Below are 26,056 nucleotides of genomic sequence, written 5' to 3' on the forward strand. Positions count from 1 at the left end.
CGCGATCGATGAATAGCAGAGGTTCTGATTTGTCTGCCGACGATTTGGAGATACCTCATCACACCAATTGGGCAGCGCCAGCAGCACGACACAGAGCGGCATTAGCACCGGCACGGATCTGCGGGGTCTACTGCAAAGCAAATCTGTTGTGCAATCGCAGGTTGTGGCCATGCCAGATGGACAATTTTCCAGGACGGTTGATGTCTGCCGCGTGATCGGGACAACTGCCCTGAAAGACGGCGGTATACCCACCACTACCATGATGATTTTCACCGACAAGGCCGGTAATTTGATAACAGCGTACCCCGTCAAGGCAAGTAAATAGTATGAAGAAAACCCAAACACATCGCATCCCCACAGCTCTGTGGACTGAATTCCAAGCATCTGTCATAGCTTTGGATGACAACCCTGGTCGCAGAGAGCTTCTCGCACTGATCCTCGAATGGATCAGAAAAAGCCCAAAAATCTTCGATGCCGAACCTTTTGCGAGCTACGGACTTGGCAATTTTGCCAAACTCCATGAAGACGAAATGCCAGTGGAGCATTCGGCTTTTGTCATGGATGATGTCAAGCATTTCAAGGAAACGGTCTCGAGATACGATGCAAGGAAATCGGATAGCATCGCTCGATTTATACGAGATACTCTGGAAGATTTGATAACGATAGAGGTTGATCGACAATGTCCTAACTGCCGATCAGATTTTATGCTTGCCTTTACTGGCAGGCAGAAAATGTCACTCGCCTTCGTCTGCAAGATTTGTGGGCACTCTCATTACTCTGACGGAAGCCCGATTGTGGCAGACACATTGGATTATGCCAGTACCGAATACCTGCGGCAGGCTGGCTTGATTCAATGACTTGAGTGATCCGTGCCATGACAAACCTGGATGGCCATTTCCTAGCCATCATAAACCTGCAAACAGTATCAAACTCACAGCGATAAACAAGGGCACGTTGAACTATCGTCATTATTGGAAGTTCATTAATGTCAGCCTCTTCGAAGCACCGATCGGTCGAGATGAAATTCAGGTGAAACCATGCTGACTGAAGAACAGGTTCAAGCTATCTATGAAGATCTGGAGCACCCCTCCATTTCTTGTGGTTCGCAGTTGGAGATGCGCACAACGTGGCGCCCGGTCAAGATGATCCATTAACATTTCCTCTTCGGCGCGAAGATTTTCTGAGTCTTGTCCGCGCACTGACATCGGATGATAGGCTGAGATTGGCGAAGAATGGCGTTATATTGGGTTCCTCAAACGAGGAGATTATGGATAAATTCGATCTTGCATTGCCTAACAGTGACGCAGAAATCGATATGAGCGGCGCGGGCATCTGGTTTTTTACCGAAGCGTGCCCGGGTGAAGCTGTTTGGGTATCGACTGGGCCGGCGGGAGAAAAAAGACTGGAATGGTCCTAGCTGGTGAAAACATGATTTCGAAAGAAAGATACGATTTTATTGTTTACCAAACAACTGGCATGGGACTCGACGCCATTTGGCTATACCTATGCCAAGACGCGGAAACTTATGCGGAAAGGAAGCGCCTGTTTATCTGGATGCTTAAGAAGCTTCTGCAGGAAGAGACTATCCTTCTCGCAAAGAACGGAAAACCTATTGACTGGACTATAGAGGAAGTCACTCTCAGATTTGAAATATCATTTCCATCAGACGATGAGAATCTTAATAATGGAGTATGGTTCTTTACTGATGAGTGCCCCGCCAGCATTGGATGGAGAATGTCAAACGGTTATATCGACTGGGTTTAAGGTGTGAGTGTCGACCAAGGATTTCCACTTAGGCACCCTTTACAAGGCCTCGCATCGAGGAAAACGTACGAAAGCAGCTGAAATTCTACTCCGGGAGCGTCTGTGCGATGAGGATATCAATCGAAGAAGCCTCGGCGCTCCAGGATTATCTTTATCGCCCTCAAGCCGATCTTCGACGAGAAGGAAATCAAGGCCGGCTTCGAGATCGTGGGCGCGCTGCAGCGGGAGACCAGTTCCTCAAACTCAAATTTCCAAGAACTGGAGACTAGTTATGATCATTCCTCATACGAAGGCAAGAGCAATACAAGAGTGGCTACAGTATTTTGCCACAACGTCCACTTATGCAAATGCTCTGCTGAGCTGCTCAGAGTCTGGTAACGCGGACAAGGATAGATGGCAGTATGCCGTTGATCTAATATATAGATTGCTGATTTCTGGATTAATCTGTGGCACGCAGAACATTGATATTTCCAGCGAAATAGCGAGCTTGCGAAATAATAAATATGTCCATTCGCTTGCGCGAGTAGACCCATTTTCACCAGACATTCAGATCGAATGGATGGAGTGGGATCTCTACAGCACGGAACGATGCAGAGAACTGTTGAATAAATATGGCATCTCTCCATCTTATGATGGAGATGTTGTAGTGCCGTTCATGGACGAAATCGAAGCACTATTTGCACAACATGGCGTTTCCTGGCAAGCATCCCCGATTATTCCTGTGATGGGTTGAACTGGCACTGCGCTCTGGACAATGGAAAAACTTCATTACCTTCCGACCCGCTGGGCAAGCAGGCCGTTATTGACTTGCCAGAAACGGCCCCTTTGCGCACCCACTTCACATTGAGTGGAATTTAGCTAGAGGGCGCCTATCAAATGAAAATGTCAACAAATGAAGCCTCGGCACTCCAGGATTATCTTTACTTAACAACCCTGGACGGCTATTGTCCCGATGCATTCATTGGGGGGCGCCAGGCAATCCCACCCGATGCTCACGATCTTTGGCAATTTGCAGTCGACATGATATATCGCTGCCTACAATGTGATTTTCTAGTAATCAACGAAAACTGGACTGCCGCTCACAATATAGAAGGCGCACTTGAATTTGCACGACTTCTTGCGAAGCACGACCCATTTGACTCCGATGACTTCAATGAGTCTGGTGCGCTATATTGGATTGAACCTGAATTGACCGCATCAAAGAAGACAAAGGATCTGATCGCACGCTTTCAAATCGACTTAGCGTCAGCTGCGTGTCAACCACTTATAGAGCACATCGAAGACTCGTTCGAAGCTAATGGGCTGGCTTATGGAGAGATCCTGGTCCCTGTTGGCGAAGGAATTTAAATCTCCTAACGCCAACGTTTTCAAAGCACCTTATACGGCGGTTTGGAGCCGGCCTCAGATATAACGACAAGGTTCTTTACCAACAATGAACCCGGACCGCTTTGGCCATCACCATCATCTCACGATTGATATTGGCTAGGACTGCTCGACACCTGAAACTGAGATTCTGAGAACTCAAGAAACAGACTATGCACCTTCCATATTCATTTGCAATGGCATTGCAGCGCAAGCTGCAGATTCTCGCAATAACATCAGATTATGCACACGGATTTATCAGTGGCTTTGGTTTGCGTGACGCAGAACATGATAGATGGCAGTTGGCAGTGGATACTATCCATAGACTTCTGGCATCCGGATTGATCTATGAAACACACAACAAGGATGAGCTAAGCGTGATAACACAAAGGGAGCGTCTAGCTTACGTGAACGCCCTTGCTCAAAAAGATCCTTTTGCGTATCCACTTAACATGGAATGGATGGAGTGGGATCTCTATGCAACAGATCGCTGCAGAGAACTGTTGCATAAATATGGCATCTCCACATTTTATGAAGAGGACGTGGTGGAGCCATTCATTGAAGAAGTCGAAGCATTATTTGCCCAACACGACGTTGCCTGGCAAGACTCACCCATTATTCCAATTAGAGGTCGAATCGCCTTTGGCGCCATGCTGGGTAGGCGGCTCCCCTTCGTGGGAAATGCACAAAATCGAAGGGACCAGCGCCCCCTCAATTTCCCCTACCGAATAATCCCCCCACCCAAACAAACCTCCCCGTCATACAGCACAGCCGACTGTCCCGGCGTCACCGCCCACTGTGCTTCCGGGAACGACAGCCTCAGCGCATCGCCCTCAGCCGCGACGACGGTACAAGCCGCATCGCTTTGCCGATACCGCGTCTTCGCAGCCATCTCGGCACCAGCGGCAGGTGGTTCGCCAGCTACCCATGACAGGTCGGCGGCGTCCAGTTCGGACGTCAGCAGCCATGGATGGTCGTGGCCTTGCACCACGTAGAGGGTATTGCTGGCCATGTCCTTGCGCGCCACGTACCACGCGTCACCGTTGCCGTCGCGGCTGCCGCCCAGGCCGATGCCTTTGCGCTGGCCCAGCGTGTAGAACGCCAGGCCGATATGCTCGCCCACCACCTTGCCTTCGGGTGTTTTCATCGGGCCCGGCTTGGTCGGCAGGTAGCGGTTCAGGAAATCGCGGAACGGGCGTTCGCCGATAAAGCAGATGCCGGTGGAGTCCTTCTTCTTCGCGTTGGGCAGGCCGATCTCGGCGGCGATTTCGCGCACGCGCGTCTTCGGGATTTCGCCGAGCGGGAACAGCGTGCGCGAGAGCTGCGCCTGGTTCAGTCGGTGCAGGAAGTAGCTCTGGTCCTTGGTGTGGTCGAACGCCTTCAGCAGTTCGAACCGGCCGTTGGCCGCCTGGCGCACGCGCGCATAGTGGCCCGTGGCGATCGTTTCCGCGCCGAGCGACATCGCGTGATCGAGAAACGCCTTGAACTTGATTTCGGCGTTGCAGAGCACGTCGGGGTTCGGCGTGCGGCCGGCCGAGTACTCGCGCAGGAAATCGGCGAACACGCGGTCCTTGTATTCGGCGGCGAAGTTGACGGCTTCAACATCCACGCCGATTACATCGGCCACCGATGCCACATCGAGCCAGTCCTGGCGCGTCGAGCAATACTCGCTGTCGTCATCGTCCTCCCAGTTCTTCATGAACAAGCCGATGACTTCGTAACCCTGCTGCTTGAGCAGCCATGCGGTGACCGACGAATCGACGCCGCCGGACATGCCTACCACCACTCGCTTGCCGCTCATGATGCTGCTCCTGCCTGCGCTGCGGGTGCGGCGGGTGCGGCAGCGGGCGCGGTCGTATCGGCGGGCACGATCGATGCGGCCACAGTGCTCGGGTGCGTATGGATCATGTCGAGCGCAAAGCGCTTGCCGGCCAGATAGTCATCGACGCAGGCCATCAGCAACGGCGAGCGATGGCGCTCGGGGCAGCCGCGCAGTTCCTCGGCGGTCATCCACACGGTGCGGACGATGCCGGTGTCGAGCTGGCGCCCGACATCGAGCGAGCCGAGATCACCAGTAAAAGCGAATCGAATGTAGGTCGTATCGCCCTGGTCGCGCGACGAGCGGCCGCGGCTCGTGTAGACGCCCAGCAGCGCGCGCGGCTCGAACGTATGCGCGGTTTCCTCGAGCGTTTCGCGGACGACGGCGCGGATCAGGCTCTCGCCTGCTTCCAGATGGCCGGCCGGCTGGTTCAGGCGCAGGCCCTCCGGCGTTTCCTCTTCCACCAGCAGGAACCGGCCGCCCCGTTCGATAACGGCGGCAACCGTGACGCTGGCATTCCAGTCACGTGGCATGATGCACATTTTTTAAGCAATCCGGCATTTTACCGGTTGCCGTGCGAACGTGCATCGCGCGACGGGTGTTTTGGCGCGGTATCAGGCCCGAAATCTGGCCCGGGATCTGGCCAGTTCAGGCAGCTTGCGCCGCGATGGCGGAAGGCAGCAGTGCGATTGCCGCGTCGAGTTTGGCCACGAGTGACTTCGACGCCGGTGCCAGCGGCCTGCGCACCTCCTGGCGCGCCAGTCCGCACAGTGCCAGCGCGGCCTTGACCGGCGCGGGATTGGGCTCTGAAAACAGCAGACCGATCAGCGGCGAAAGTTGCCGGAACAGCGCACGCGCTGCTTCCTCCCGGCCAGTGCGCGCAAGCTGGAGCAGCCGCACGAACAGATCGGGGCGGATATGGGCCGCGGCCGGCACGATTCCCGCGCCGCCGCGCAGCAGATGATCGAGCATGGCGGCATCGTCACCACAGAACACGTCGATCCGATCCTGACACGCGAGCGCGCGCATGCCTGCCGGATCGCATTCCTTGATCGCCACGATCTGCGGATGCGCGGCCAGCCGCCACGTCAGGTCGGGCGAAATCGTGCAGCCGGTGCGCTTCGGCACGTTGTAGAGCATCAGCGGCCTGGCGGTGTGGCTGGCAACGCTGCGCATATGCCAGGCGATGCCTTCATCGGACACGCGCAGGTAGTACGGCGGCGGCACGAGGTAGCCTGCCAGATCAAGCCGGTCCAGCCGGCGCACCTGCTCGCAGACAGCGTGTGTGGCCACACCGCCCACACCTGCCATCACGGGCACGGCGCCTTGCACGGCCTCGAGCGTGGCCGCGGTAATCATGAACCGCTCCGCGTCGGCAAGCAGGCCGCCCTCCCCTGTCGTGCCGAGCACGATCAGGCCATCCACGCCCGCTGCCGCATAGTGCGATGCAAGTCGCTGCACGCCATCGATATCGATCTGGTCATTGCGAAGCGGCGTCACCATCGGCAGCCACAGGCCGTCGGCAATGGTCTGGCGTGCAAGTTCAATGCGTGGCATGGTCGCCTCCAAGCACGGTCGTCACGCCGAACTCGGCGGCCGGCAGCGCTTCCATGATGGCGTGCATGGCTGCGTCGCGATCAGCGCGGTCCACCTCGACATGCAACGTGGTCTCGCTGTTGCGGTGATCGACCTCTACGACGTAGATGCGCGCCAGATTGCCAATCGCGCGATGCATTGTCTGGCGCAGCATGAATACCTGTGCCGATGACACGGCGAGCCGCAGGCGAATCCATTTATCCTCGGCAGCGATACGGCGTCGGGGCACCGATGCATAGGCCACGGCGAGACTCGAAGACTGTCGCATGGAGCGAAGACCCGCGCGCTTGGCGGGTCGGCTGTTGAACATGGCTTCCATGCTAGGGACACGCACCTCAATTTGATGCAGCAATCGGCGAGTGCCCCATCAACATCGCGTAAAGACGCAAAGACGCTCGCGCTTCAGAACGTCTTGGTGATCGACGCCCAGGCGGCAGCCTTGCCGAGATACCGGCCACGATTCGCGCTGGTGTAGAACGATTCCTTGGCGTTGGTATCCACATAGGCCACGGCCAGCGCGAAGCCCTTGCCAAGGTCCTTGGTCAGGCCAATTTTCCAGTCGGTGTAGGACGCCTCGCTGTGATGGGTCACGCCCTGGTAGCCCACGTGCGCGTTCAGCGTCAGGTCCCAGATGTTCAGCGGCACATTGGCGGACAGGTCGATGTAGTAGCTGTTCTTGCTGTCATCGATGCCGAACAGGTTGGTCACCGCCTGCGAGTACTTCAGGAACACGGGGCCGTAGCCGATGCCGGCGTACAGCTCGGTGGTGTATGGGCGCGTGGTGGTGTATCCGCCCGGGTAGTAGTACTGCAGCACGCCAACGTCGTAGTTGAACTCAAGGCCCGACACCTTGAACGTGTTCTTGAAGCCGCCGTAGAAATCCATCTCCACGGGGGCCGAGACTGCCGGATCGGCATCCTCCAGCCAACTGATGCTCGAGTTCCAGTTGCCGACGTAGAAGCCACTGGCGTGCGAATAGTCGAAACCGCCCTGGATGGCGGGCCGCAGGTTGGTCTGGCTGATGCCGCGATAGCGGTAGTCGGACACCAGCGACACGTTGGCCGTGAAGGTATGGGGCGATGCCGGATCTGTCGCGGCGGCGGCAGCAGCAGCGGTGTCTGCCTCCTGTGCGAAGGCTGACGAGAAAGGCATGGCAAGAAGCACGGCGGCGGCAAGGCCTGCCGGCGCCGAGATGAGCAGACGTGTTGCGATCATGACAATAAGATGTGCTTTCGGAGTTATCGCCTCGAAAGAGACGCAACCGCACGATACGCAGGCCCATATCAAATCGGCATCAAGAATCGGGGTGCCGTTGAAACCACATCATAAAAACTAATTGCGGAGTAATCGTCTCTTTTTGCAGGAAGTCGTTTCATGTGCCGCAAGAATGAGTCTCGGCGGCGCCACAAATCACCGAACGCCCGGTCACCACCGAAAGTAAGTTTCGGGTAAGCTGCGCAAAAAATGGTGCGCTGCACGCGGTGCGCTATCGGGCGAGGACGTCTGCCCGACCTATCAGATACGACGCCAGCTAAAGGAGAAATGGACGATGCATATCGGCATCCCGCTCGAGACTCGGGCAGGTGAGACGCGAGTCGCCGCCACCCCGGAGACCGTGAAGAAGTACGTTGCGCAGGGCCATCAGGTAACGGTGCAAACCGGTGCCGGTGTGCGCGCCAGTATTCCCGATGCAGCGTTCGAAGCAGCAGGCGCGCGCATCGGTTCCGCAGCGGAAGCGCTGGGTGCCGAGCTTGTGCTGAAGGTCCGCGCACCGGACGACGCCGAGCGTGCCCAGTTCAAGCCCGGCTCGGTGCTGGTCGGTATGCTCAATCCGTTCGATATCGAGAACAACGCGCGCATGGCCAGCGCCGGCATCTCTGCGTTCGCGCTGGAAGCCGCACCGCGCACCACGCGTGCACAGAGCATGGACGTGCTGTCGTCGCAGGCCAATATCGCCGGCTACAAGGCCGTGCTGGTGGCCGCGCACCACTACCAGCGCTTCATGCCGATGCTGATGACCGCCGCCGGTACCGTGAAGGCCGCCCGCGTGCTGATTCTCGGCGCGGGCGTGGCGGGCCTGCAGGCCATCGCCACGGCCAAGCGCCTGGGCGCCGTGATCGAAGCATCCGACGTGCGGCCCGCCGTGAAGGAACAGATCGAATCGCTCGGCGGCAAATTTCTCGACGTGCCGTTCATCACCGATGAAGAGCGCGAGATCGCGCAAGGCGTGGGCGGCTATGCGCGCCCGATGCCGGCCGACTGGATGCGCCGCCAGGCCGAACTGGTGCACCAGCGCGCCACGCAGGCCGACATCGTCATCACCACCGCACTGATCCCGGGCCGCAAGGCGCCCGTGCTGCTGCAGGAAGACACGGTCAAGCAGATGAAGCCGGGCTCGGTCATCGTCGACCTGGCCGCCGCGCAGGGCGGCAACTGCCCGCTGACCGTGGCCGACGAAGTGGTCGAACGCCACGGCGTCACGCTGGTTGGCCACACGAACCTGGCCTCGATGGTGGCCGCAGATGCTTCGGCGCTGTACGCCCGCAACGTGCTCGACTTCCTCAAGCTGATCATCGACAAGGAAGCCCGCTACACGCTGAATCTCGAAGACGACATCGTCGCCGCCTGCCTGATGTGCAAGGACGGCCAGGTCGTTCGCGAGGCCGCCTGATCCACCACCGGCGCCCAACTGTGGCAACTGCGGCGCCGGTCTGCCGATAACTTTGCAGTGACGCGGGGAGCCATCCGCGCACAGCATGCTGCCCATCGGCGGGCCCAAATCTCGCAATTCAGATTCGACGCGACGCGCATCAGCAAGTATTCGAAAGCAACGGAGGAGAAGTCGATGGAGATGGTGAACCACACGGTGATCAACCTGATCATCTTTGTGCTGGCGATCTACGTGGGATACCACGTGGTCTGGACGGTAACGCCCGCGCTGCACACCCCGCTTATGGCCGTGACCAATGCGATCTCGGCCATCATCATCGTCGGTGCCATGCTGGCGGCCGGCCTGACTGAAGGCGGCGTGGGCCGCGTGATGGGCACGGTGGCCGTGGCACTGGCCGCGGTGAACGTGTTCGGTGGCTTCCTGGTGACCCAGCGCATGCTGGAAATGTTCAAGAAGAAAGAACCGAAGGCCAAGGCCAACAAGGAGGGTGCGTGATGGAAGCCATCAGCATGAACCTTGTCACGCTGCTGTACCTGGTGGCGTCGGTCTGCTTCATCCAGGCCCTGAAGGGTCTCTCCCACCCTGCCTCGGCCCGCAAGGGCAACACGTTCGGCATGATCGGCATGGCCATCGCCGGGGTGACCACGCTGGCGCTGATCGTAAAGATCAAGAACGAGTTCCTGGCCGTGGGCGCGGCGCAGTCGTCGGTTGGCACCGGCATGGTGCTGATCTTCGGCGCGCTGGTGGTTGGCGGCGGCATCGGCGCTTATGTGGCGAAGAAGGTCGAGATGACCAAGATGCCCGAGCTGGTGGCGGCGATGCACTCGCTGATCGGTCTGGCCGCGGTGTTCATCGCCGTGGCCGCCGTGGCGGAGCCTGCCGCGTTCGGCATCACGCCGGCCGGTTCGCACCTGATCCCGCTTGGCAACCGTATCGAACTGTTTATCGGCTGCTTCGTCGGCGCGATTACGTTCTCCGGTTCGGTGATCGCGTTCGGCAAGCTCTCGGGCCGCTACAAGTTCCGCCTGTTCCAGGGCGCGCCGGTGGTGTTTGCGGGCCAGCACTGGCTGAACCTGCTGCTGGCCATCGCGATGATCGGCTTCGGCGTGATCTTCTTCCTGTCGCAGGCGTGGCTGCCGTTCCTGATCATGCTGGCCATCGCATTCGTGCTCGGCGTGCTGATCATCATCCCGATCGGCGGCGCTGACATGCCGGTGGTTGTGTCGATGCTGAACTCGTATTCGGGCTGGGCGGCGGCCGGTATCGGCTTCTCGCTGAACAACCCGATGCTGATCATCGCCGGTTCGCTGGTCGGTTCCTCCGGTGCGATCCTCTCGTACATCATGTGCAAGGCGATGAACCGGTCGTTCTTCAACGTGATCCTGGGCGGCTTCGGCGCCGATGCCTCTGCCGGCGCCACCGCAGGCGCTCAGGCCCAGCGCAACGTGAAGTCGGGCTCTGCCGACGACGCCGCGTTTGTGATGAGCAATGCCGAAACCGTGATCATCGTGCCCGGCTACGGCCTTGCCGTGGCACGCGCCCAGCACGCGCTCAAGGAACTGACCGAGAAGCTGACCGAGCACGGCGTGACGGTGAAGTACGCGATCCACCCCGTGGCGGGCCGCATGCCGGGTCACATGAACGTGCTGCTGGCCGAAGCCGAGGTGCCGTACGACCAGGTCTTCGAAATGGAAGACATCAACAGCGAGTTCGGCCAGGCCGACGTGGTGCTGGTGCTCGGCGCCAACGACGTGGTGAATCCCGCTGCCAAGACCGATCCGCAGTCGCCTATCGCCGGCATGCCGATCCTGGAAGCGTACAAGGCCAAGACGATCATCGTGAACAAGCGTTCGATGGCCGCCGGCTATGCCGGTCTGGACAACGAACTGTTCTACATGGACAAGACGATGATGGTGTTCGGCGATGCCAAGAAGGTGGTCGAGGACATGTTCAAGGCAGTGGCTTAATCTGCTGTTAATCTTCTGGACGGCTTTTTCAGGTCTGCCGTGTGAATAAAACTTCGCGCAGACCTGAAATCAACGAAATCGAACCACTGCGGCCGGCATCCAACGCCGGCCGTTTCGTTTTCTGCAATTCGATTGCCGTGCACTAGTTCGGCGCTATACTGGCCTGCCTCGGCCTCTCGCGCTAACCGTTCACCGCCGGCGGCAGATTTGATCGCACCATGACATTCAGTTCGCATGACAGGAATCTGTCGGTCTTTCATCACCCCGTGCTGACGGTGCTGGTGGACGATAGCAAATCGTTCATCGACAGCCTGGCGTTCCAGATGGACGCATCGCGCGCCGTGGTCAGTTTCACCGACCCGCGCGAAGCACTGGCATGGATTCGCGAAGCCTATGCCACGCGGCATCCGGCGTTCCTGCCGGTACACGTCACGCATGACGACCTGACCTTCCTGTCCGAGCGCCGCACGGTGCAGCTCGATGTAGACCGTATCCATCGCCAGATTCACGACATCAAGCGCTTCCTGCAGCCGGGCGTGATCGTGGTCGATTACTCGATGCCGCAGATGGATGGCCTGGAGTTCTGCCAGGCGCTGGAAGACCTGCCTTGCAAGACCATCCTGCTGACCGGCACGGCCGACGAGAGCATCGCCGTGCAGGGCTTCAACCATGGGTTGATCGACCGCTACGTCAAGAAGCACGACCCGAACATGGTGGCGCGCCTCAACGAGGAAATCGACGCGCTACAACAGCAGTACTTCACGTCGGTCTCGCGCACGCTGCGCGACCTGCTGACGCGCCATTCGTACGCGTTTTTGTCCGATCCGGCGATGGCGGACCGCGTGCGCCAGACCGCCGCGCGCTATGGCTTTATCGAGTACTACCTGTATCCGAATCCGGTGGGCGTGCTGCTGCTGACCGCGCAGGGCCACGCCACGCTGATGGTGATCGAGACGCGCGCCGGGTTGATGAGCCAGGTGGAATCGGCCGAAGCCTACGAAGCTCCGGCGGCACTGATAGAAGGCCTGCGCGAAGGCCGCATCGTGCCGTTCTTCTGGCCCGGCAACGGCATGTACACGCCGGCCTGCATCGACTGGGAACAATACTGTCTGCCCGCCGAGCGCTGCGAGGGCCGCGAAGAGTACTTCTACGCGCTGTTCGATCTGCCGCGCCACATGCTGCAGGAACCCGTGGTCAGCCTGCAGAGCTTCCTTGCGGATTTTGCGCGGAATCCGGATGCAATGACCGGGCGCAACAAGCACGCCTGAATACTCCCCTCTCCCGCCTTGCGGGAGAGGGGCTGGGGGAGAGGGCGCGGCAGTTCAAATAGCGACGGACGGCAAGCAGAACCTCAATGCCCTCTCCCCCGACCCCTCTCCCATTGCATGGGAGAGGGGAGCAAACCACGGGGCTCCGTGGTCAGCGCATCAACCCCGACTCACACCTCATCCTTCTTCTGCTCGCGATTCCCGCCGCGCACCATGTCGAACCGGAACAGCCGGCATTCGATATTGCCGTTGTAAAGCGGCGTGCGGCGCGACTCCTTGAGCCGCAGACGCTTTGGTATCGTCAGATCGCCCGTGAACACCCATGCCTGCCAGCCCGAGAAGTTCTGCTTCAGCGTTGTGGCAAACGCGCTGGCGAACTGGTTGGCGGCGGCCTCTTCCACTTCGTCACGCGGGGCATCCTGCTGCGCGACACGACGGTCGCCACGTACGGCAATCCGCTCGCCGTACGGCGGATTCATCATCATCAGTCCCGGCTCACCAAATGGCGGCTGCACGAAGCGTGCATCCACCTGCTTCAACTGCACGTTGCCCGGCAGACCCGCGCGCTGCCAGTTGGCCTCTGCCATCGACAGCATGTCCGTGGAGATGTCCGAGCCAGCGATCTGCAGGTTCGCCGCGCGGCTGGCCGCGTGCTCGCGCGCGTGCTGGGCATCGGAACGCAGCGCCTGCCAGGCCTTGGTATCGACGCCCTTGAGCCACTCGAACGCAAAGGTACGGCCTGCACCCGGTGCAAGGCCTAGCGCGACCTGCGCGGCTTCCACGAGGAACGTGCCGCTGCCGCACATCGGATCGAAAAACGGACGATGGGTCTGCCCCGGCGTCCAGCCGGCCAGGCGCAGGATGCCGGCGGCCAGGTTCTCCTTGAGCGGCGCCTCGCCCTTCTCCATGCGCCAGCCGCGCTTGAACAGCGGCTCGCCAGTGGTGTCGAGGTAGATCGTGCAGTCGGTTTCGCTCAGGTGCGCGTAAATGCGGACGTCGGGGCTGACCGTGTCGATGCTGGGGCGCGCGCCCAGCCGCTCGCGCATTGCATCGCAGACGCCGTCCTTGACACGCAGCGCTGTGAAGTTGAGGCTGCGCAGCGGCGACTTGTGCGCGGTCACATCCACGCGCAGCGTCTCGTCCGGCGAGAACCATTGCTCCCAGCGCTGCTGGCGCACCAGCGAATAGATGTCGTCCTCATGCCGGTAGCCGCGCTGCGCGACGCGCAGCAGCACGCGGCTGGCAATCCGGGAATGGAGATTGACCGCGTAGGCGGCCGACATCTCGCCGGAGAACGTCACGCCGCCCGGCACCTCGCGATGCACTTCGAACGGCGCGGCGGACGCCACGGCCGGATACAGCGCGATCTCGCGCAGTTCTTCGGCAAGGGCGGATTCCAGGCCGCGCGGGCAAGGAGCAAAGAAGGCTTGGGTCATGGCGTGAAAATCCTGCAAACAAAAACGTCCGCCGTGGCGGACGGAAAGTATCGGTGGCGGCTTCCCGATCAGCCCGCCGCAAGCGCGCGGTCGAGGAAATCGAGCCGGTCCTGGCCCCAGTACGGCTGGCCATCGTAGACATACCACGGGGCGCCAAACACATTGGCGGAAATGGCATCCTGCGTGTTCTGCGCATACGCCGCCTGCACCGCCTGCCCTTCGCTGGCCTTGAGCAGGCTGGCGCCATCAAGGCCGGTTTCCTCGGCGATCAACGCGAGCGTGGCCATATCGGCGATATTGCGCTGCTCGGCCCACACCGCACGCGTGATCGCGCCGGTCAGTTCCAGCGCGCGCGCCGTGCCGTTGGCCAGTTGCGCGGCGATGATGAGCCTCGCCGCTGCATCGCCCGAAACCGGGAAGTACGTCGGATGCAGGTTCAGCGGGATATCGAGAAACTTGCTCCAACGCTCCAGCTCGACCAGACGATATGCCTGGCGCTGGGGAGGACGCTGAGCCAGCGGCAGACCGCCCGATACGGCAAACACCTTGCCGATATCGCAAGGCTTCAGCAGTACCTGCGCATTGTGGCGATTGGCGATCTCGACAAATCGCGCATGCCCCATGTAGACAAACGGGGATGGCGGCGCCAGAAAGTACTCGACCTGCTTGCTCATCACGACCTCATCGGTAGAACGGGGAAATACGTCAGCTTAAAACGGCTTTACGACCACAAGGATGACAATCGCCAGCAACACCAGCACCGGCAACTCGTTGAACCAGCGATAGAACGTGTGCGAGCGCTTGTTCGCGCCGGCCTCGAACTTGCGCAGCAGCACGCCACAGCCGTGGTGATAGCCGATCAGCACCAGCACCAGCGCCAGCTTGGCATGCATCCAGCCCTGCCCCGTGCCCCGGCCGATGCCGTAGCCGAGGTACAGCCACAGGCCGAGCACGACCGCCGGCACGGCCAGCATCGTCATGAAACGGAACAGCTTGCGCGCCATCAGCAGCAGGCGCTGCACGCTGGCCGCATCGGTCTCCATCGCAAGGTTGACGAAGATGCGCGGCAGGTAGAACAGCCCCGCGAACCACGAGATCACGAACAGGATATGGAAGGCCTTGACCCAAAGCATATGTCGGTCCGCTCCCGGTCAGGTACGAATCTCGCCGTGACCGAACACGACGTACTTGAGCGAGGTCAGCCCTTCCAGGCCCACCGGGCCGCGCGCGTGGAGCTTGTCGTTCGAGATGCCGATTTCCGCGCCGAGGCCATACTCGAAGCCATCGGCGAAGCGCGTCGACGCGTTGATCATCACGCTGGCCGAATCAACCTCGCGCAGGAAGCGCATGCCCGTGCTGTAGTTCTCGGTGATGATCGAATCGGTATGCGCCGACCCGTAGGTGTTGATATGCGCGATGGCCGCATCGAGGCCGTCCACGGTGCGGATGGCCAGCACCGGCGCCAGGTACTCCAGGCGCCAGTCTTCCTCGGTGGCATCGACCAGGCCCTTGAAGCCGGCCGCTTCCAGCGTGGCGCGCGTATCCGCGCAGACACGCAACTCGACGCCCTTCTCCTGATAGATGCGGCACAGCGGCGGCAGCGCCGTGGCGGCGATCTTGCTCGACACAAGCAGCGTTTCCATCGTGTTGCACGGCGCGTAGCGCTGCGTCTTCGCGTTGTCGCAGACGCGGATGGCCTTCTCCACATCGGCATCCTCGTCGATGTAGACGTGGCAGATGCCGTCGAGGTGCTTGATCATCGGCACGCGCGCTTCTTCCATCAGCCGCGCGATCAGGCTCTTGCCACCGCGCGGGACGATCACGTCGACATACTCGGTCATCGTGATCAGGCGGCCAACGGCGGCGCGGTCGGTGGTTTCGATCACCTGCACGGCTTCGGACGGCAGCCCTGCGGCGGCCAGGCCTTCGGCCACGAGCGCGGCCAGCGCCGTGTTCGATTCGATCGCTTCCGAGCCACCACGCAGGATCGTCGCATTGCCGGACTTCAGGCACAGCGCCGCGGCGTCGATGGTCACGTTCGGGCGCGATTCATAGATGATGCCGATCACACCCAGCGGCACGCGCATCTGGCCCACCTGAATGCCGGTCGGGAGGAACTTCATGTTCGAGATCTCGCCGATCGGGTCAGCCAGCGCGGCGATCTGCTCAAGGCCGGCGGACATCGTGGCGATGGCCTTGTCCGACAGCGTCAGGCGATCGATGAACGCGGCATCCTGGCCATTGGCGCGAGCGCGCTCGACATCGCGGGCGTTGACGGCCTTGAGCTTGTCGGCGTCGCGGCGGATGGCCGCGGCGATCGTCAGCAGCGCGCGGTTCTTGTCGGCCGTGGAGGCACGCGCCATGGCGCGTGATGCCGCGCGGGCCTGCTGGCCGACGCGGGTCATGTAAGCGTGGAGATCGAACTCGGTCATGATGGTGTCCAGGCTGTGCCCGGTCTGCTGTGGGTGCCGCGATTTGCATGCACCGGCGCGGCTGCCGGCGAAATTTCTGGTTCGGTAGTGGTGCTGGCCCGGGAGCTCAGGCTGGCCTGGCGATCAGCAGTGCGAGCTGCAACAGGCCGTCCCATGGCTCTGCTGGCAACGCGCCGGCCGTGCCGCCCGCGCCTGGAAGATCGGACAGGCCCTTGACCTGCCGGTCCAGCCGCGCGGCCATGGCAAGCGCGGCTTCCAGTTGCGGCATCGACAGCCGTTGCGCGGCCTGCGGAACAAGCCGCTCGCGCGGGCCCCAGACGCGCAGTTCGCGCATCAGCACGCCAGCCGGCTTGCCAGCCGCCAGGCCTTGCCGGACCTTGGATAATACGCGAATTTCCTCGGTCAGCGCCCACAGCACCAGCACCGTGGCCTCGCCCTCGCCACGCAGCCCTTCGAGCATCCGGACAAGGCGCGGCACGTCGCCGCCGAGCATCGCCTCGGACAGCTTGAACACGTCGTAGCGGGCCACATTGAGCACCGCGTCATGGACTTGGTCGAAGGTCAGCACGCCGGGCGGATAGAGCAGCCCGAGTTTCTGGATTTCCTGGTGCGCGGCCAGCAGGTTGCCTTCAACCTTGTCGGCGATGAATTGCAGCGCGCGCCGCCCCGGTTCGCCCGGTTCCACGCGCTGCTGCTGCAGGCCGAGCCGCTCGCCAACCCATGCGGGCAGCCGCGTACGATCGACGGCATCGACCTTGACCGACACGCCGGCCGACTCCAGTGCCTGGAACCATGCCGACTTCGAGGTGGCGAAATCCAGACGCGGCAGCGTGACCAGCATCACCACATCGGGCGATGGCTGGGCGACCACGGCACGCAGTGCCTCGCCGCCATCCTTGCCCGGCTTGCCCGACGGGATACGCAACTCGACGATCTTGCGGTCACCGAACAGCGACATCGATTGCTGCGCCTCGGTGAGCTGGCTCCACTGGAAGCCGCGCTCGGCCACAAGCACGTCGCGTTCAGAAAAGCCTGCCTCGCGCGCCGAGCGGCGCAGCCGGTCGACCGCTTCCAGCACCAGCAGGTGTTCATCCCCATGGACGACATAAAGCGGCGCCAGGCCTTTGGCCTGGGCCTGCTTCAGGTGAGCCTCGAGTCCGTCGAGCTTAAGCTGCATCGTCGCCCTGTATCGCGCGGGAATCCGGCGCGCTTCAGATAGTCTTGACCGCTGCCAGGCGGCGCATGAGCTGATTCACCAGATCGCGCTGCATGTCGCGATAGAGCTGCTGCTCTTCGTAGTCCTTGGCCAGTGTGTTGGCTTCGTTGTACGTCAGGTCACGCGTCAGCACCAGCGTCGACGGCGGGATCAGCTCCTTGCCGCTGGCATCGCGCAGGCGGAAGGTGAAGCGATACGTCAGACGGTATTCGCGCACCACACCCTCGGTGGTGATCGAGAGAATCGTCTTCGCGCGCGTATCGGCCAGTACGTCCAGCAGCGCGTCGGCTTCCTTCTGATCGTTGACGATCTGCGTGTCCGATCCATTGCGGATATTGCGGCGCAGATCCGCCCCCATCAGCGAATTCGGCGGGATGCCGATGTAGAGCCGCTTGAACGCGAAGTCGGCATTACCGCGCATGTGGAAGCCGCAGCCGCTCAGCAGCGCTGCTGTTGCCACTACCGCACCGATGGCGATAAACCCGCGGCGTCCCATGTTCGGTCGATCCATACCTCTTTTCCTGTCTGCGTGCGTCAGAGCACGACGTTGACGAGACGGCCAGGCACCACGACGATCTTCTTCGGCGCGGCGCCGGCGGCAAACTTCGCCACGATTTCGCTGGCGGCGGCGGTTGCCTCGATGGCGGCGCGGTCGGCATCGGCCGGTACCGTCAGGCTGCCACGGACCTTGCCGTTGACCTGCAGCACCAGTTCGATCTCGCTGCGCACCAGCGCGGCTTCGTCGACGTGCGGCCATGCGGCGTCGAGAATGTCGCCAGCCTCGGCGGTGTAGCCGAGTTCATGCCATAGCGCGTGGGCGATGTGCGGCACCACCGGGTACAGCACGCGCAGCAGGATGCTGAAGCCCTCGCGGCGCGCGGCCGGCGATGCAGTCTTCGCATCTTCCAGCGCGTTCAGCATCTTCATCGTGGCTGAAACCACGGTGTTGTACTGGATACGCTCGTAGTCGTAGTTGGCCTGCTTGAGCACCGTGTGGATCTCGCGGCGCACCGCGGCGTCATCGGCGGTCGGCGCGGTGCCCGCGCCATCGCGAATTGCCTGGGCGTTGGCGAAGCCGTAGTTCCACACACGGCGCAGGAAGCGCGACGCGCCTTCCACACCCGAACCGCTCCATTCGAGCTGCTGCTCGGGCGGTGCGGCGAACATCACGAACAGGCGCGCGGTATCGGCGCCGTACTGGTCGATCAGCGCCTGCGGGTCGATGCCGTTGTTCTTCGACTTCGACATTTTCTCCACACCGCCGATCACCACCGGCTGGCCGTCGGCCTTCAGCGTGGCGCCAAGCGGGCGGCCGCGCTCGTCGGTCTCCACGTCCACATCTGCCGGGTTGTACCAGGTCTTCTTGCCCGACACGTCCTCGCGGTAGAACGTTTCGTTGAGCACCATGCCCTGCGTGAGCAGGTTCGCAAACGGCTCGTCGAACTTGACCAGGCCCAGGTCGCGCATGACCTTGGTCCAGAAACGCGCGTACAGCAGGTGCAGGATCGCGTGCTCGATGCCGCCGATGTACTGGTCCATCGGCATCCAGTAGTCGTTACGCGCATCGACCATCGTGGCCGCGTCGGGGCACGTATAGCGCATGTAATACCAGCACGAGTCGATGAACGTATCCATCGTGTCGGTCTCGCGGCGCGCCGGCTTGCCGCACGACGGGCAGGAGCACTCCAGGAAGCGCGGGTCCTTGGCCAGCGGGTTGCCCGTGCCGTCCGGCACGAGATCCTCGGGCAGCACCACCGGCAGGTCCTTCTCCGGCACCGGCACCACGCCGCAGCTGTCGCAGTGGATCAGCGGGATCGGCGTGCCCCAGTAGCGCTGGCGCGAGATACCCCAGTCGCGCAGGCGCCAGGTCACCTTCTTCTCGCCGAGGCCCTTCGCAGCCAGGTCGGTGGCGATGGCATCGACGGCGGCCTGGTAGCCAAGGCCATCGTACTTGCCGCTATGGATGCAGGTGCCGTGTTCCTTGTCGCCATACCACTCGACCCATGCTTCGGTCGAATAGGCCTGGCCCTTGACGTCGATGACCTGCTTGATCGGCAGGTTGTACTTCAGCGCGAACGCGAAGTCGCGCTCGTCGTGCGCGGGCACGCCCATCACGGCGCCGTCGCCGTAGGTCATCAGCACATAGTTGCCGACCCAGACATCCACCTGCTCGCCGGTCAGCGGATGCGTGACCTTGAGGCCGGTGGGCATGCCCTTCTTCTCCATGGTCGCCATGTCGGCTTCCATGACCGAGCCATGCTTGCATTCGTCGATGAACGCGGCCAGCGCGGGATTGCCCTCGGCGGCGTGCGTGGCCAGCGGGTGTTCGGCGGCCACGGCACAGAACGTCACGCCCATGATCGTGTCGGCGCGCGTGGTGAAGACGTAGAGCTTGCCGTCATTGATCAGCTTGCCGTCCGCGCCCTTGATGTCATGCGGGAATGCAAAGCGCACGCCTTCGCTGCGGCCGATCCAGTTCTGCTGCATGATCTTGACGCGCTCGGGCCAGCCCAGGCCATCGAGGTCGCCAAGCAGTTCCTGCGCGTAATCGGTGATGCGCAGGTAGTACATCGGAATCTCGCGCTTTTCGACCACCGCGCCCGAACGCCAGCCGCGGCCGTCGATCACCTGCTCGTTGGCCAGCACGGTCTGGTCCACCGGGTCCCAGTTCACGGTGCCGGTCTTGCGGTAGGCAACGCCCTTTTCCAGCATCTTCAGGAACAGCCACTGGTTCCAGCGATAGTAGTCGGGGCTGCAGGTGGCCACTTCGCGCGACCAGTCGATCGCCAGGCCCATCGACTGCATCTGCTTCTTCATGTAAGCGATGTTGTCGTAGGTCCAGGCGGCCGGCGCCACGCCGTTGTTCAGCGCGGCGTTCTCCGCCGGCATGCCGAACGCGTCCCAGCCCATCGGCATCAGCACGTTACGGCCGTTCATGCGCAGGTAGCGCGCCATCACGTCGTTGATCGTGTAGTTGCGCACGTGGCCCATGTGGAGCTTGCCCGAGGGGTACGGCAGCATCGAACAGGCGTAGAACTTGGACTTTTCCTGGCCGTCTGGCCCGACCGCGTGCTCCGAAACCTTGTAGGCATCGATCGCTTGCCAGTGCTGCTGGGCGGCTTGTTCAACGGCGGACGGAAGATATTTGTCTTGCATGGTCGGGACGACGGTCTGGACATCGGTCCGCTGGCGACTGGCGCGCCGGACGGCCGGGGGGATCGGAAAAGCGAAAGAGACGATTATAACCGTGGCGCATGGTCGCCACGGCCCGCTCGGAAAGGCTGAAGCGGCCCGCCCAGGCGGGCCGCGTGGGCTTACTTCAGGCCCAGCACGTCCTGCATGTCGAACATGCCGTTCGGCTTGTCGGCCAGGAAGCGCGCCGCGCGCACCGCGCCATCGGCATACGACTGGCGGCTCGACGACTTGTGGCTGATCTCGATGCGTTCGCCGATGCCGGCAAACATCACCGTGTGATCGCCAACGATATCGCCGCCGCGGACCGTGGCAAAGCCGATCGACTTGGCGTCACGCGGGCCGGTGTGGCCTTCACGTGCGTAGACCGCGCACTCGTCGAGATCGCGGCCGATGGCCTTGGCAATCACCTCGCCCATCGTCAGCGCGGTGCCCGACGGGGCGTCCACCTTGTGGCGGTGATGGGCTTCGATGATTTCGATGTCATAGCCAGTGGACAGCAGCTTGGCCGCCACTTCAAGCAGCTTGAACGTGGCGTTGACGCCTACGCTGAAGTTCGATGCGAAGACCACGCCGATCGACTTCGCGGCATCGGCCAGGGCCTGCTTGCCCGCGGCATCGAAGCCGGTCGTGCCGATCACGATCTTCTTGCCAAGGCGCCGGGCGACGTCCAGGTGCAGCAGCGTGCCCTCCGGGCGCGTGAAATCGATCAGGCAATCGGCGGCGCCCAGCACGGCTTCGATATCCGACGAAATCCTGATGCCCGTCTCGCGGCCCAGGAACAGTCCGGCATCCTGGCCCAACGCAGCCGCGGCGGGCACTTCCAGCGCGCCGGCCAGCGTCACGCCGTCGGTATTGAGCACGGTTTCGATCAGCATGCGGCCCATGCGGCCTGAAGCCCCTGCAATGGCGATTTTCATGATTTGGTGTCTCGGAATGAAAACCGTCCGGCAAGTGACCGGACGGTTTGGAATGTCTGGAGTGGACCCGCCGCCGCGTTTCAGCTTGCAGGTTTGGCCGGCGCTTCCGATGCGGCGCTTGCTGCCGGGTCGGCGGGCTGCTGGGGAGCCGCCTCGGCCGACGGCGGCGGCTGTGTGGCCGCCGGTGCTGCCGGCGCTGCCGGTGCACTCGCGGCGGCTACGGTGGCGTCAGCCGCCGGAGCCGAAGCCGGGGCGGCTGCCGGAGCGGATGCCGCAGCTTCACCGCCCATCACCACCTTGCCTGGCGTTTGATTCTTTTGCGCGGCCTTCATGCCGTCAATTTCAGCGATCAGCTCGTATTCCGACGGCAATTCGTTGCCAATCCACTTCACGAGCTTGTCACCTTCAAAGAACACCGTGAACTGGCGCGACTGCACGACAGGCGTGCTGCCACGGCGGAAAGAGAAGTAGTAGTCCCAACGATTGGCGTGAAACACGTCGGTCAGCAGCGGGGTGCCGAGCAGGAAGCGCACCTGGTCGCGCGTCATGCCTTCGCGCAGTTGCGAAACCGCCTCACGCGAGACGAAATTGCCCTGGACGATGTTGATGCGGTACGGCGTGATGGCGTTTGCCACCGTGCGCGAGGTGCTGTCGTAGGCAGAGCAGGCGCCGGCCAGCAGCGCTGCTGCCAGCAGGGAGGAAACCAGCGCCGGGCGCATGGCGGACGAACGGAATGAACGCATGTATCTCGCTTCCAGACGGGAGTGGGTCAGTACCGGTATCGGCACACCTCCGAGACTGCAGAGGCATCCGACACGGCCAGGCGCATTCTGGACACGCCGCGGGAAGCGACGCCCGGGCGCCATGGCACCGGGGCGACATTTGCCGCCAAAACCCTTATGATTCAACTATTCAGACATTGTACTCTAGGGAGTCACGCCCATGCCGAGTCCGGCGGACCTCAAAAATATCGGCCTCAAGGCGACCGTCCCCCGCCTGAAAATCCTCGAAATCTTCCAGACCAGCGAGCAGCGCCACCTTAGCGCGGAAGATGTCTATCGCATTCTGCTCAACGAGCATATGGACATCGGGCTTGCCACGGTCTATCGCGTTCTCACCCAGTTCGAACAGGCGGGCCTGTTGTCCCGCAACAACTTCGAATCGGGCAAGGCCATCTTCGAACTGAACGAAGGCAAGCACCACGATCATCTGGTGTGCCTGGACTGTGGGCGCGTCGAGGAATTCTACGATGCCAATATCGAGCAGCGGCAGCAAAGCATTGCGCGTGAGCGCGGTTTTGCGCTGCAGGAGCATGCGTTGTCGCTCTATGGCAATTGCACTAAGAACGATTGCCCGCACCGCCCCAAACGATAAGCCGCACCGGAAGCAAGAGCGATCACGCTTCCGGCCGCAGGCAAATAAAAACCGGCGCACTGGCGCCGGTTTTTATTTGTTCGAGGCCGATTTATTCCTGCGGCATGCCCTGGTCGGCCACAACCCGCAGGTTGCGCGCCCAGACCAGCATCGGATGCGTGTTGCGGCTGCGGTGCCAGAACATGTTCAGGCCCAGCATCGTGTTCAGCTCCGCTGGCAACGGGAACGCCTTCAGGCCATAGGTTTCGCAGGCCATGTCCTTGGTCAGCGCATTGACCGTGAAAATCATGTCGGTCTGCGAGGCCAGTTCGGCCTGGGCCCGCCACGAATGAACCGTCAGTGTGGCATTGCGCTTGAGGCCGCGCTGCTGCAGCGCATAGTCCAGCGGAATCAATGCCGGCGCGGGGCGGCCCGTACCACCCGAATGCGCCATGAAGATATGGCTGCAGTCGAGGTACTGCTCCAGCGTGCAGTCGTTCACCAGTACCGGGTGGTTCTTTCGTGCGCAAACCCAAAGATTCAGCGAGGTCACCATCTCCTCGACGATTTCGGGATGGCGGGTCGGGAACGGCGAAAAGGCCAGGTCGAGCTCATTGGCGCGCATCGACGCCACGTCGGATTCCCACGAATGCGACTCGACCAGGCGGATATGCAGGTCCGGGGCCAGTTGCTTGATGCGCAGAACGAAGCGGTTGAACACCGTATCCCCGAGTTCCGCTGCAAAGCCAATACTTAGCGTACCGGTGGCGATGGCCGGATCGAAGTTGTCGGCATCGCCCTCGTTGATGGACGACCAGAGGTCGAGCATGTCCCGGATCTTGGGACCCAGCTCCAGCGCGCGCGGCGTTGGCGTGAGACCATGAGGCACCCGGATGAAGAGTGGATCGTCGAAGATTTCGCGCAGCCGGCCAAGTGAGTGCGAAACCGCCGGCGCAGTCATGTGCATCTTTTCCGCCACATAAGTGGCGTTTCGCTTGCTAAGCAGCTCGGTGAAAATCACGAGCAGCTTGGTATCCACGTTCACCATGATCAGGCCCGGTTTGTTTTGTCCTACGCTTCGATGGCCCCACCATTTTCACGGGCTGCACATCAGACATTAATAGATTCTTCCGAGTGTAAGAGAAAAAAACGGCAGCGGAAAGCAAATTCAACATTTCTCGCACTACTGAAAGCAAGCTTACGCGAATTCTTGACAACTTCGAGACAGATAATGTCAATATCTGCAGCGTAGCGACGTTCTGGTGTCGCCATAGTGACCAATGACGGGCCAGATCTGCCGTGCAGCCAGGCCATCGCCCCAACCATTTCCCTCACGAACCATGTCCTCCCACCGTCTCGCCGTCGATCTGCCCAAGGCCTACCGCCTCTTGAACCATGGTCCGACCGTGCTGGTCAGCGCGGCCCATCAGGGCCAGCGCAATATCATGGCGGCTGCGTGGGCAATGCCGCTCGATTTCGCCCCACCGAAGGTTGCCGTAGTCCTGGACAAGGCCGCATGGACGCGCCAGCTGCTCGAAGCAAGCGGCGAGTTTGCGATACAGGTCCCTACGGTCAGCCAGGTCGATATTACGCAGGCGCTGGGATCGAGTTCCGGCCTGGCCCTGACTGAACAGCAGGGCATCGACAAGTTCACCGCCTACGGCCTGCAGACGTTCGCAGCGAGCGTCATTGGCGCGCCGTTGCTGGAAGGCTGCGCGGCATGGCTCGAATGCAGGCTGCTGCCCGAACCGGCCATCCAGCACGGCTACGATCTATTCCTGGGCGAAGTGGTGGCCGCCCATGCCGACAGCCGCGTATTCAGCAATGGCCGTTGGCATTTCACGGGCCATGACGATCTGCGCACGATCCACCACGTGGCCGGCGGCCATTTCATCGTCGATGGCGATGGCGTCGATGCGCATCCGCTGAAGCCATCCCGGGGCTGAGAAACAAAAAACGCGCCCGAAGGCGCGTTTTTTGTCGAGTTACGTACTGAGTTACATACCCGAGCGACGGCTTACTTGGCCACCACGCGTGCCATTTCCAGGCACTTGTTCGAGTAACCCCACTCGTTGTCGTACCAGCTCACGACCTTGATGAACGTGCCGTCCAGCGCAATGCCGGCTTCGGCGTCGAAAATCGAGGTACGGGCATCGCCGCGGAAGTCCGTGGCCACAACCTTGTCTTCGGTGTAGCCCAGCACGCCCTTCAGCGCGCCCTGGCTCTGTGCCTTCATTTCGGCGCAGATCTCTTCGTACTTGGCCGGGTTTTCCAGTTCAACGGTCAGGTCGACCACGGAAACGTCCGAAGTCGGCACGCGGAACGACATGCCGGTCAGCTTCTTGTTGAGCTGCGGAATCACCACGCCAACGGCCTTGGCAGCGCCGGTCGACGACGGGATGATGTTTTCCAGGATGCCACGGCCACCGCGCCAGTCCTTGTTCGACGGACCGTCCACGGTCTTCTGCGTGGCGGTGGCAGCGTGCACGGTCGTCATCAGGCCGCGCTTGATGCCCCACTTGTCGTTCAGAACCTTGGCCACCGGTGCCAGGCAGTTCGTCGTGCAGCTTGCGTTCGAGATGATCGCTTCGCCCTTGTACGATTCGTGGTTCACGCCGAACACGAACATCGGGGTGTCGTCCTTCGACGGGGCCGACATGATCACCTTCTTGGCGCCCGCATCGATGTGCTTCTGAGCGCCTTCCTTGGTCAGGAAGATGCCGGTCGACTCGATCACGACGTCGGCGCCGACCTCGCCCCACTTCAGTTCTGCCGGGTCCTTGACGGCGGTCAGGCGGATCTTCTTGCCATTCACGACGAGCGTGTTGCCTTCCACCGCCACTTCACCGTCGAAGCGGCCATGGACCGAGTCGTACTTCAGCATGTAGGCCAGGTAGTCCGGCTCCAGCAGGTCGTTGATGGCGACGACTTCAACGTCCTTGAAGTTCGCGACGGCGGCGCGGAATACCATGCGCCCGATGCGGCCAAAGCCGTTGATGCCGATCTTGATGGTCATGTCTATCTCCTAGAGTTCAATCGATAAAGCCGGTGGCCGGCGCC

The 26,056-nt window shown here is 61.4% G+C and carries 26 protein-coding genes; 10 read left to right on the top strand and 16 right to left on the bottom strand.

Going from position 1 to position 26,056, the window contains the following annotated elements:
- Positions 1–326: 326 nt before the first annotated feature.
- The 4 genes from B552_RS28945 (at position 327) to B552_RS28955 (ending at position 3,111) form a co-directional block, all read left to right on the top strand.
- On the top strand, positions 327–857 hold the full coding sequence (locus B552_RS28945; RefSeq protein WP_157160308.1) for a hypothetical protein: 531 nt from the start codon (positions 327–329) through the stop codon (positions 855–857).
- 511 nt (positions 858–1,368) lie between these two features.
- On the top strand, positions 1,369–1,764 hold the full coding sequence (locus B552_RS0120075; protein WP_237718287.1) for a DUF596 domain-containing protein: 396 nt from the start codon (positions 1,369–1,371) through the stop codon (positions 1,762–1,764).
- Positions 1,765–2,035: 271 nt separating this feature from the next.
- A complete protein-coding gene (locus B552_RS28950; RefSeq protein ID WP_157160310.1) occupies positions 2,036–2,497 on the top strand; it encodes a hypothetical protein in 462 nt (153 codons plus the stop codon).
- A 143-nt stretch (positions 2,498–2,640) separates the two neighbouring features.
- Positions 2,641–3,111 (top strand): hypothetical protein, encoded by a 471-nt coding sequence (locus B552_RS28955; protein WP_157160311.1) that lies wholly within the window; start codon positions 2,641–2,643, stop codon positions 3,109–3,111.
- A gap of 736 nt (positions 3,112–3,847) precedes the next feature.
- On the opposite strand, the gene mnmA is transcribed toward B552_RS28955, so the two are convergent.
- The 5 genes from mnmA to B552_RS0120100 all read right to left on the bottom strand — a co-directional run bounded on the left by mnmA (position 3,848) and on the right by B552_RS0120100 (position 7,756).
- Entirely contained in the window at positions 3,848–4,927 is a 1,080-nt protein-coding gene (gene mnmA / locus B552_RS0120080) for a tRNA 2-thiouridine(34) synthase MnmA (RefSeq protein WP_019450847.1), read from the bottom strand.
- Positions 4,924–5,487: an NUDIX hydrolase gene (locus B552_RS0120085; protein WP_019450848.1), complete on the bottom strand. Its 564-nt coding sequence runs from the start codon at positions 5,485–5,487 to the stop codon at positions 4,924–4,926. Before B552_RS0120085 ends, mnmA begins: the two co-directional genes overlap by 4 nt.
- A 106-nt stretch (positions 5,488–5,593) precedes the next feature.
- The gene (gene dapA / locus B552_RS0120090; protein ID WP_019450849.1) at positions 5,594–6,502 is read right to left on the bottom strand and encodes a 4-hydroxy-tetrahydrodipicolinate synthase; all 909 of its coding nucleotides are present in this window, start codon (positions 6,500–6,502) and stop codon (positions 5,594–5,596) included.
- Positions 6,489–6,809 (bottom strand): hypothetical protein, encoded by a 321-nt coding sequence (locus B552_RS0120095; RefSeq protein WP_026035859.1) that lies wholly within the window; start codon positions 6,807–6,809, stop codon positions 6,489–6,491. Before B552_RS0120095 ends, dapA begins: the two co-directional genes overlap by 14 nt.
- Positions 6,810–6,943: 134 nt before the next feature.
- Positions 6,944–7,756, bottom strand: a complete 813-nt coding sequence (locus B552_RS0120100; RefSeq protein ID WP_019450851.1) for a TorF family putative porin — start codon at positions 7,754–7,756, stop codon at positions 6,944–6,946.
- Between the two features lie 334 nt (positions 7,757–8,090).
- Between B552_RS0120100 and B552_RS0120105 the strand changes: the two genes are divergently transcribed.
- From B552_RS0120105 to B552_RS0120120, 4 genes are all read left to right on the top strand, one after another.
- Positions 8,091–9,212: a Re/Si-specific NAD(P)(+) transhydrogenase subunit alpha gene (locus tag B552_RS0120105; protein WP_019450852.1), complete on the top strand. Its 1,122-nt coding sequence runs from the start codon at positions 8,091–8,093 to the stop codon at positions 9,210–9,212.
- Between the two features lie 174 nt (positions 9,213–9,386).
- Positions 9,387–9,707: an NAD(P) transhydrogenase subunit alpha gene (locus B552_RS0120110; RefSeq protein ID WP_019450853.1), complete on the top strand. Its 321-nt coding sequence runs from the start codon at positions 9,387–9,389 to the stop codon at positions 9,705–9,707.
- Positions 9,704–11,179: an NAD(P)(+) transhydrogenase (Re/Si-specific) subunit beta gene (locus B552_RS0120115; protein WP_085958790.1), complete on the top strand. Its 1,476-nt coding sequence runs from the start codon at positions 9,704–9,706 to the stop codon at positions 11,177–11,179. Before B552_RS0120110 ends, B552_RS0120115 begins: the two co-directional genes overlap by 4 nt.
- Before the next feature lie 218 nt (positions 11,180–11,397).
- On the top strand, positions 11,398–12,447 hold the full coding sequence (locus B552_RS0120120; RefSeq protein ID WP_019450855.1) for a response regulator: 1,050 nt from the start codon (positions 11,398–11,400) through the stop codon (positions 12,445–12,447).
- Positions 12,448–12,617: 170 nt separating this feature from the next.
- Here B552_RS0120120 and B552_RS0120125 read toward each other — a convergent pair whose 3' ends face one another.
- The 9 genes from B552_RS0120125 to bamE all read right to left on the bottom strand — a co-directional run bounded on the left by B552_RS0120125 (position 12,618) and on the right by bamE (position 22,386).
- On the bottom strand, positions 12,618–13,883 hold the full coding sequence (locus B552_RS0120125) for a class I SAM-dependent RNA methyltransferase (RefSeq protein ID WP_019450856.1): 1,266 nt from the start codon (positions 13,881–13,883) through the stop codon (positions 12,618–12,620).
- A 68-nt stretch (positions 13,884–13,951) separates the two neighbouring features.
- On the bottom strand, positions 13,952–14,557 hold the full coding sequence (locus tag B552_RS0120130; protein WP_019450857.1) for a 2-hydroxychromene-2-carboxylate isomerase: 606 nt from the start codon (positions 14,555–14,557) through the stop codon (positions 13,952–13,954).
- A gap of 36 nt (positions 14,558–14,593) precedes the next feature.
- Positions 14,594–15,016, bottom strand: coding sequence for a CopD family protein (locus tag B552_RS0120135; RefSeq protein ID WP_019450858.1), 423 nt, complete (start codon positions 15,014–15,016; stop codon positions 14,594–14,596).
- Positions 15,017–15,034: 18 nt separating this feature from the next.
- Complete coding sequence (locus B552_RS0120140) at positions 15,035–16,315, bottom strand: glutamate-5-semialdehyde dehydrogenase (RefSeq protein ID WP_019450859.1); 1,281 nt, start codon at positions 16,313–16,315, stop codon at positions 15,035–15,037.
- A 106-nt stretch (positions 16,316–16,421) separates the two neighbouring features.
- A complete protein-coding gene (holA, locus tag B552_RS0120145) occupies positions 16,422–17,492 on the bottom strand; it encodes a DNA polymerase III subunit delta (RefSeq protein ID WP_019450860.1) in 1,071 nt (356 codons plus the stop codon).
- A 34-nt stretch (positions 17,493–17,526) separates the two neighbouring features.
- On the bottom strand, positions 17,527–18,042 hold the full coding sequence (lptE, locus tag B552_RS0120150; protein WP_019450861.1) for an LPS assembly lipoprotein LptE: 516 nt from the start codon (positions 18,040–18,042) through the stop codon (positions 17,527–17,529).
- 23 nt (positions 18,043–18,065) lie between these two features.
- Positions 18,066–20,687, bottom strand: coding sequence for a leucine--tRNA ligase (leuS, locus tag B552_RS0120155; RefSeq protein ID WP_019450862.1), 2,622 nt, complete (start codon positions 20,685–20,687; stop codon positions 18,066–18,068).
- A 158-nt stretch (positions 20,688–20,845) separates the two neighbouring features.
- Positions 20,846–21,643 carry a 4-hydroxy-tetrahydrodipicolinate reductase gene (gene dapB, locus B552_RS0120160; protein ID WP_026035861.1) on the bottom strand — a complete coding sequence of 266 codons (798 nt, stop codon included), beginning with the start codon at positions 21,641–21,643 and terminating at the stop codon, positions 20,846–20,848.
- Positions 21,644–21,723: 80 nt separating this feature from the next.
- On the bottom strand, positions 21,724–22,386 hold the full coding sequence (gene bamE, locus B552_RS0120165) for an outer membrane protein assembly factor BamE (RefSeq protein ID WP_019450864.1): 663 nt from the start codon (positions 22,384–22,386) through the stop codon (positions 21,724–21,726).
- A 199-nt stretch (positions 22,387–22,585) separates the two neighbouring features.
- Here bamE and fur point away from each other — a divergent pair, with 199 nt between their 5' ends.
- A complete protein-coding gene (fur, locus tag B552_RS0120170) occupies positions 22,586–23,017 on the top strand; it encodes a ferric iron uptake transcriptional regulator (RefSeq protein ID WP_019450865.1) in 432 nt (143 codons plus the stop codon).
- A gap of 91 nt (positions 23,018–23,108) precedes the next feature.
- Here the strand turns inward: fur and B552_RS27765 are convergent, their stop codons facing one another.
- Complete coding sequence (locus B552_RS27765; protein WP_019450866.1) at positions 23,109–24,044, bottom strand: LysR family transcriptional regulator; 936 nt, start codon at positions 24,042–24,044, stop codon at positions 23,109–23,111.
- A 292-nt stretch (positions 24,045–24,336) separates the two neighbouring features.
- Between B552_RS27765 and B552_RS0120180 the strand changes: the two genes are divergently transcribed.
- The gene (locus B552_RS0120180; protein WP_019450867.1) at positions 24,337–24,942 is read left to right on the top strand and encodes a flavin reductase family protein; all 606 of its coding nucleotides are present in this window, start codon (positions 24,337–24,339) and stop codon (positions 24,940–24,942) included.
- A 71-nt stretch (positions 24,943–25,013) separates the two neighbouring features.
- Here B552_RS0120180 and gap read toward each other — a convergent pair whose 3' ends face one another.
- A complete protein-coding gene (gap, locus tag B552_RS0120185) occupies positions 25,014–26,012 on the bottom strand; it encodes a type I glyceraldehyde-3-phosphate dehydrogenase (protein ID WP_019450868.1) in 999 nt (332 codons plus the stop codon).
- Positions 26,013–26,056 lie beyond the last annotated feature (44 nt).

The organism is Cupriavidus sp. BIS7 (genome assembly GCF_000292345.1).
Taxonomy (GTDB): domain Bacteria; phylum Pseudomonadota; class Gammaproteobacteria; order Burkholderiales; family Burkholderiaceae; genus Cupriavidus.

Coding starts and splice junctions, on each gene's coding strand:
- bamE (WP_019450864.1), bottom strand. CDS start 22,386: ATGCGTTCATTCCGTTCGTCCGCCATGCGCCCGGCGCTGGTTTCCTCC.
- B552_RS0120105 (WP_019450852.1), top strand. CDS start 8,091: ATGCATATCGGCATCCCGCTCGAGACTCGGGCAGGTGAGACGCGAGTC.
- B552_RS0120130 (WP_019450857.1), bottom strand. CDS start 14,557: ATGAGCAAGCAGGTCGAGTACTTTCTGGCGCCGCCATCCCCGTTTGTC.
- holA (WP_019450860.1), bottom strand. CDS start 17,492: ATGCAGCTTAAGCTCGACGGACTCGAGGCTCACCTGAAGCAGGCCCAG.
- B552_RS27765 (WP_019450866.1), bottom strand. CDS start 24,044: ATGGTGAACGTGGATACCAAGCTGCTCGTGATTTTCACCGAGCTGCTT.
- gap (WP_019450868.1), bottom strand. CDS start 26,012: ATGACCATCAAGATCGGCATCAACGGCTTTGGCCGCATCGGGCGCATG.
- B552_RS0120095 (WP_026035859.1), bottom strand. CDS start 6,809: ATGCGACAGTCTTCGAGTCTCGCCGTGGCCTATGCATCGGTGCCCCGA.
- B552_RS28950 (WP_157160310.1), top strand. CDS start 2,036: ATGATCATTCCTCATACGAAGGCAAGAGCAATACAAGAGTGGCTACAG.
- B552_RS28945 (WP_157160308.1), top strand. CDS start 327: ATGAAGAAAACCCAAACACATCGCATCCCCACAGCTCTGTGGACTGAA.
- fur (WP_019450865.1), top strand. CDS start 22,586: ATGCCGAGTCCGGCGGACCTCAAAAATATCGGCCTCAAGGCGACCGTC.
- B552_RS28955 (WP_157160311.1), top strand. CDS start 2,641: ATGAAAATGTCAACAAATGAAGCCTCGGCACTCCAGGATTATCTTTAC.
- B552_RS0120125 (WP_019450856.1), bottom strand. CDS start 13,883: ATGACCCAAGCCTTCTTTGCTCCTTGCCCGCGCGGCCTGGAATCCGCC.
- B552_RS0120085 (WP_019450848.1), bottom strand. CDS start 5,487: ATGTGCATCATGCCACGTGACTGGAATGCCAGCGTCACGGTTGCCGCC.
- dapA (WP_019450849.1), bottom strand. CDS start 6,502: ATGCCACGCATTGAACTTGCACGCCAGACCATTGCCGACGGCCTGTGG.
- lptE (WP_019450861.1), bottom strand. CDS start 18,042: ATGGATCGACCGAACATGGGACGCCGCGGGTTTATCGCCATCGGTGCG.
- leuS (WP_019450862.1), bottom strand. CDS start 20,687: ATGCAAGACAAATATCTTCCGTCCGCCGTTGAACAAGCCGCCCAGCAG.
- mnmA (WP_019450847.1), bottom strand. CDS start 4,927: ATGAGCGGCAAGCGAGTGGTGGTAGGCATGTCCGGCGGCGTCGATTCG.
- B552_RS0120180 (WP_019450867.1), top strand. CDS start 24,337: ATGTCCTCCCACCGTCTCGCCGTCGATCTGCCCAAGGCCTACCGCCTC.
- B552_RS0120100 (WP_019450851.1), bottom strand. CDS start 7,756: ATGATCGCAACACGTCTGCTCATCTCGGCGCCGGCAGGCCTTGCCGCC.
- dapB (WP_026035861.1), bottom strand. CDS start 21,643: ATGAAAATCGCCATTGCAGGGGCTTCAGGCCGCATGGGCCGCATGCTG.
- B552_RS0120110 (WP_019450853.1), top strand. CDS start 9,387: ATGGAGATGGTGAACCACACGGTGATCAACCTGATCATCTTTGTGCTG.
- B552_RS0120135 (WP_019450858.1), bottom strand. CDS start 15,016: ATGCTTTGGGTCAAGGCCTTCCATATCCTGTTCGTGATCTCGTGGTTC.
- B552_RS0120140 (WP_019450859.1), bottom strand. CDS start 16,315: ATGACCGAGTTCGATCTCCACGCTTACATGACCCGCGTCGGCCAGCAG.
- B552_RS0120120 (WP_019450855.1), top strand. CDS start 11,398: ATGACATTCAGTTCGCATGACAGGAATCTGTCGGTCTTTCATCACCCC.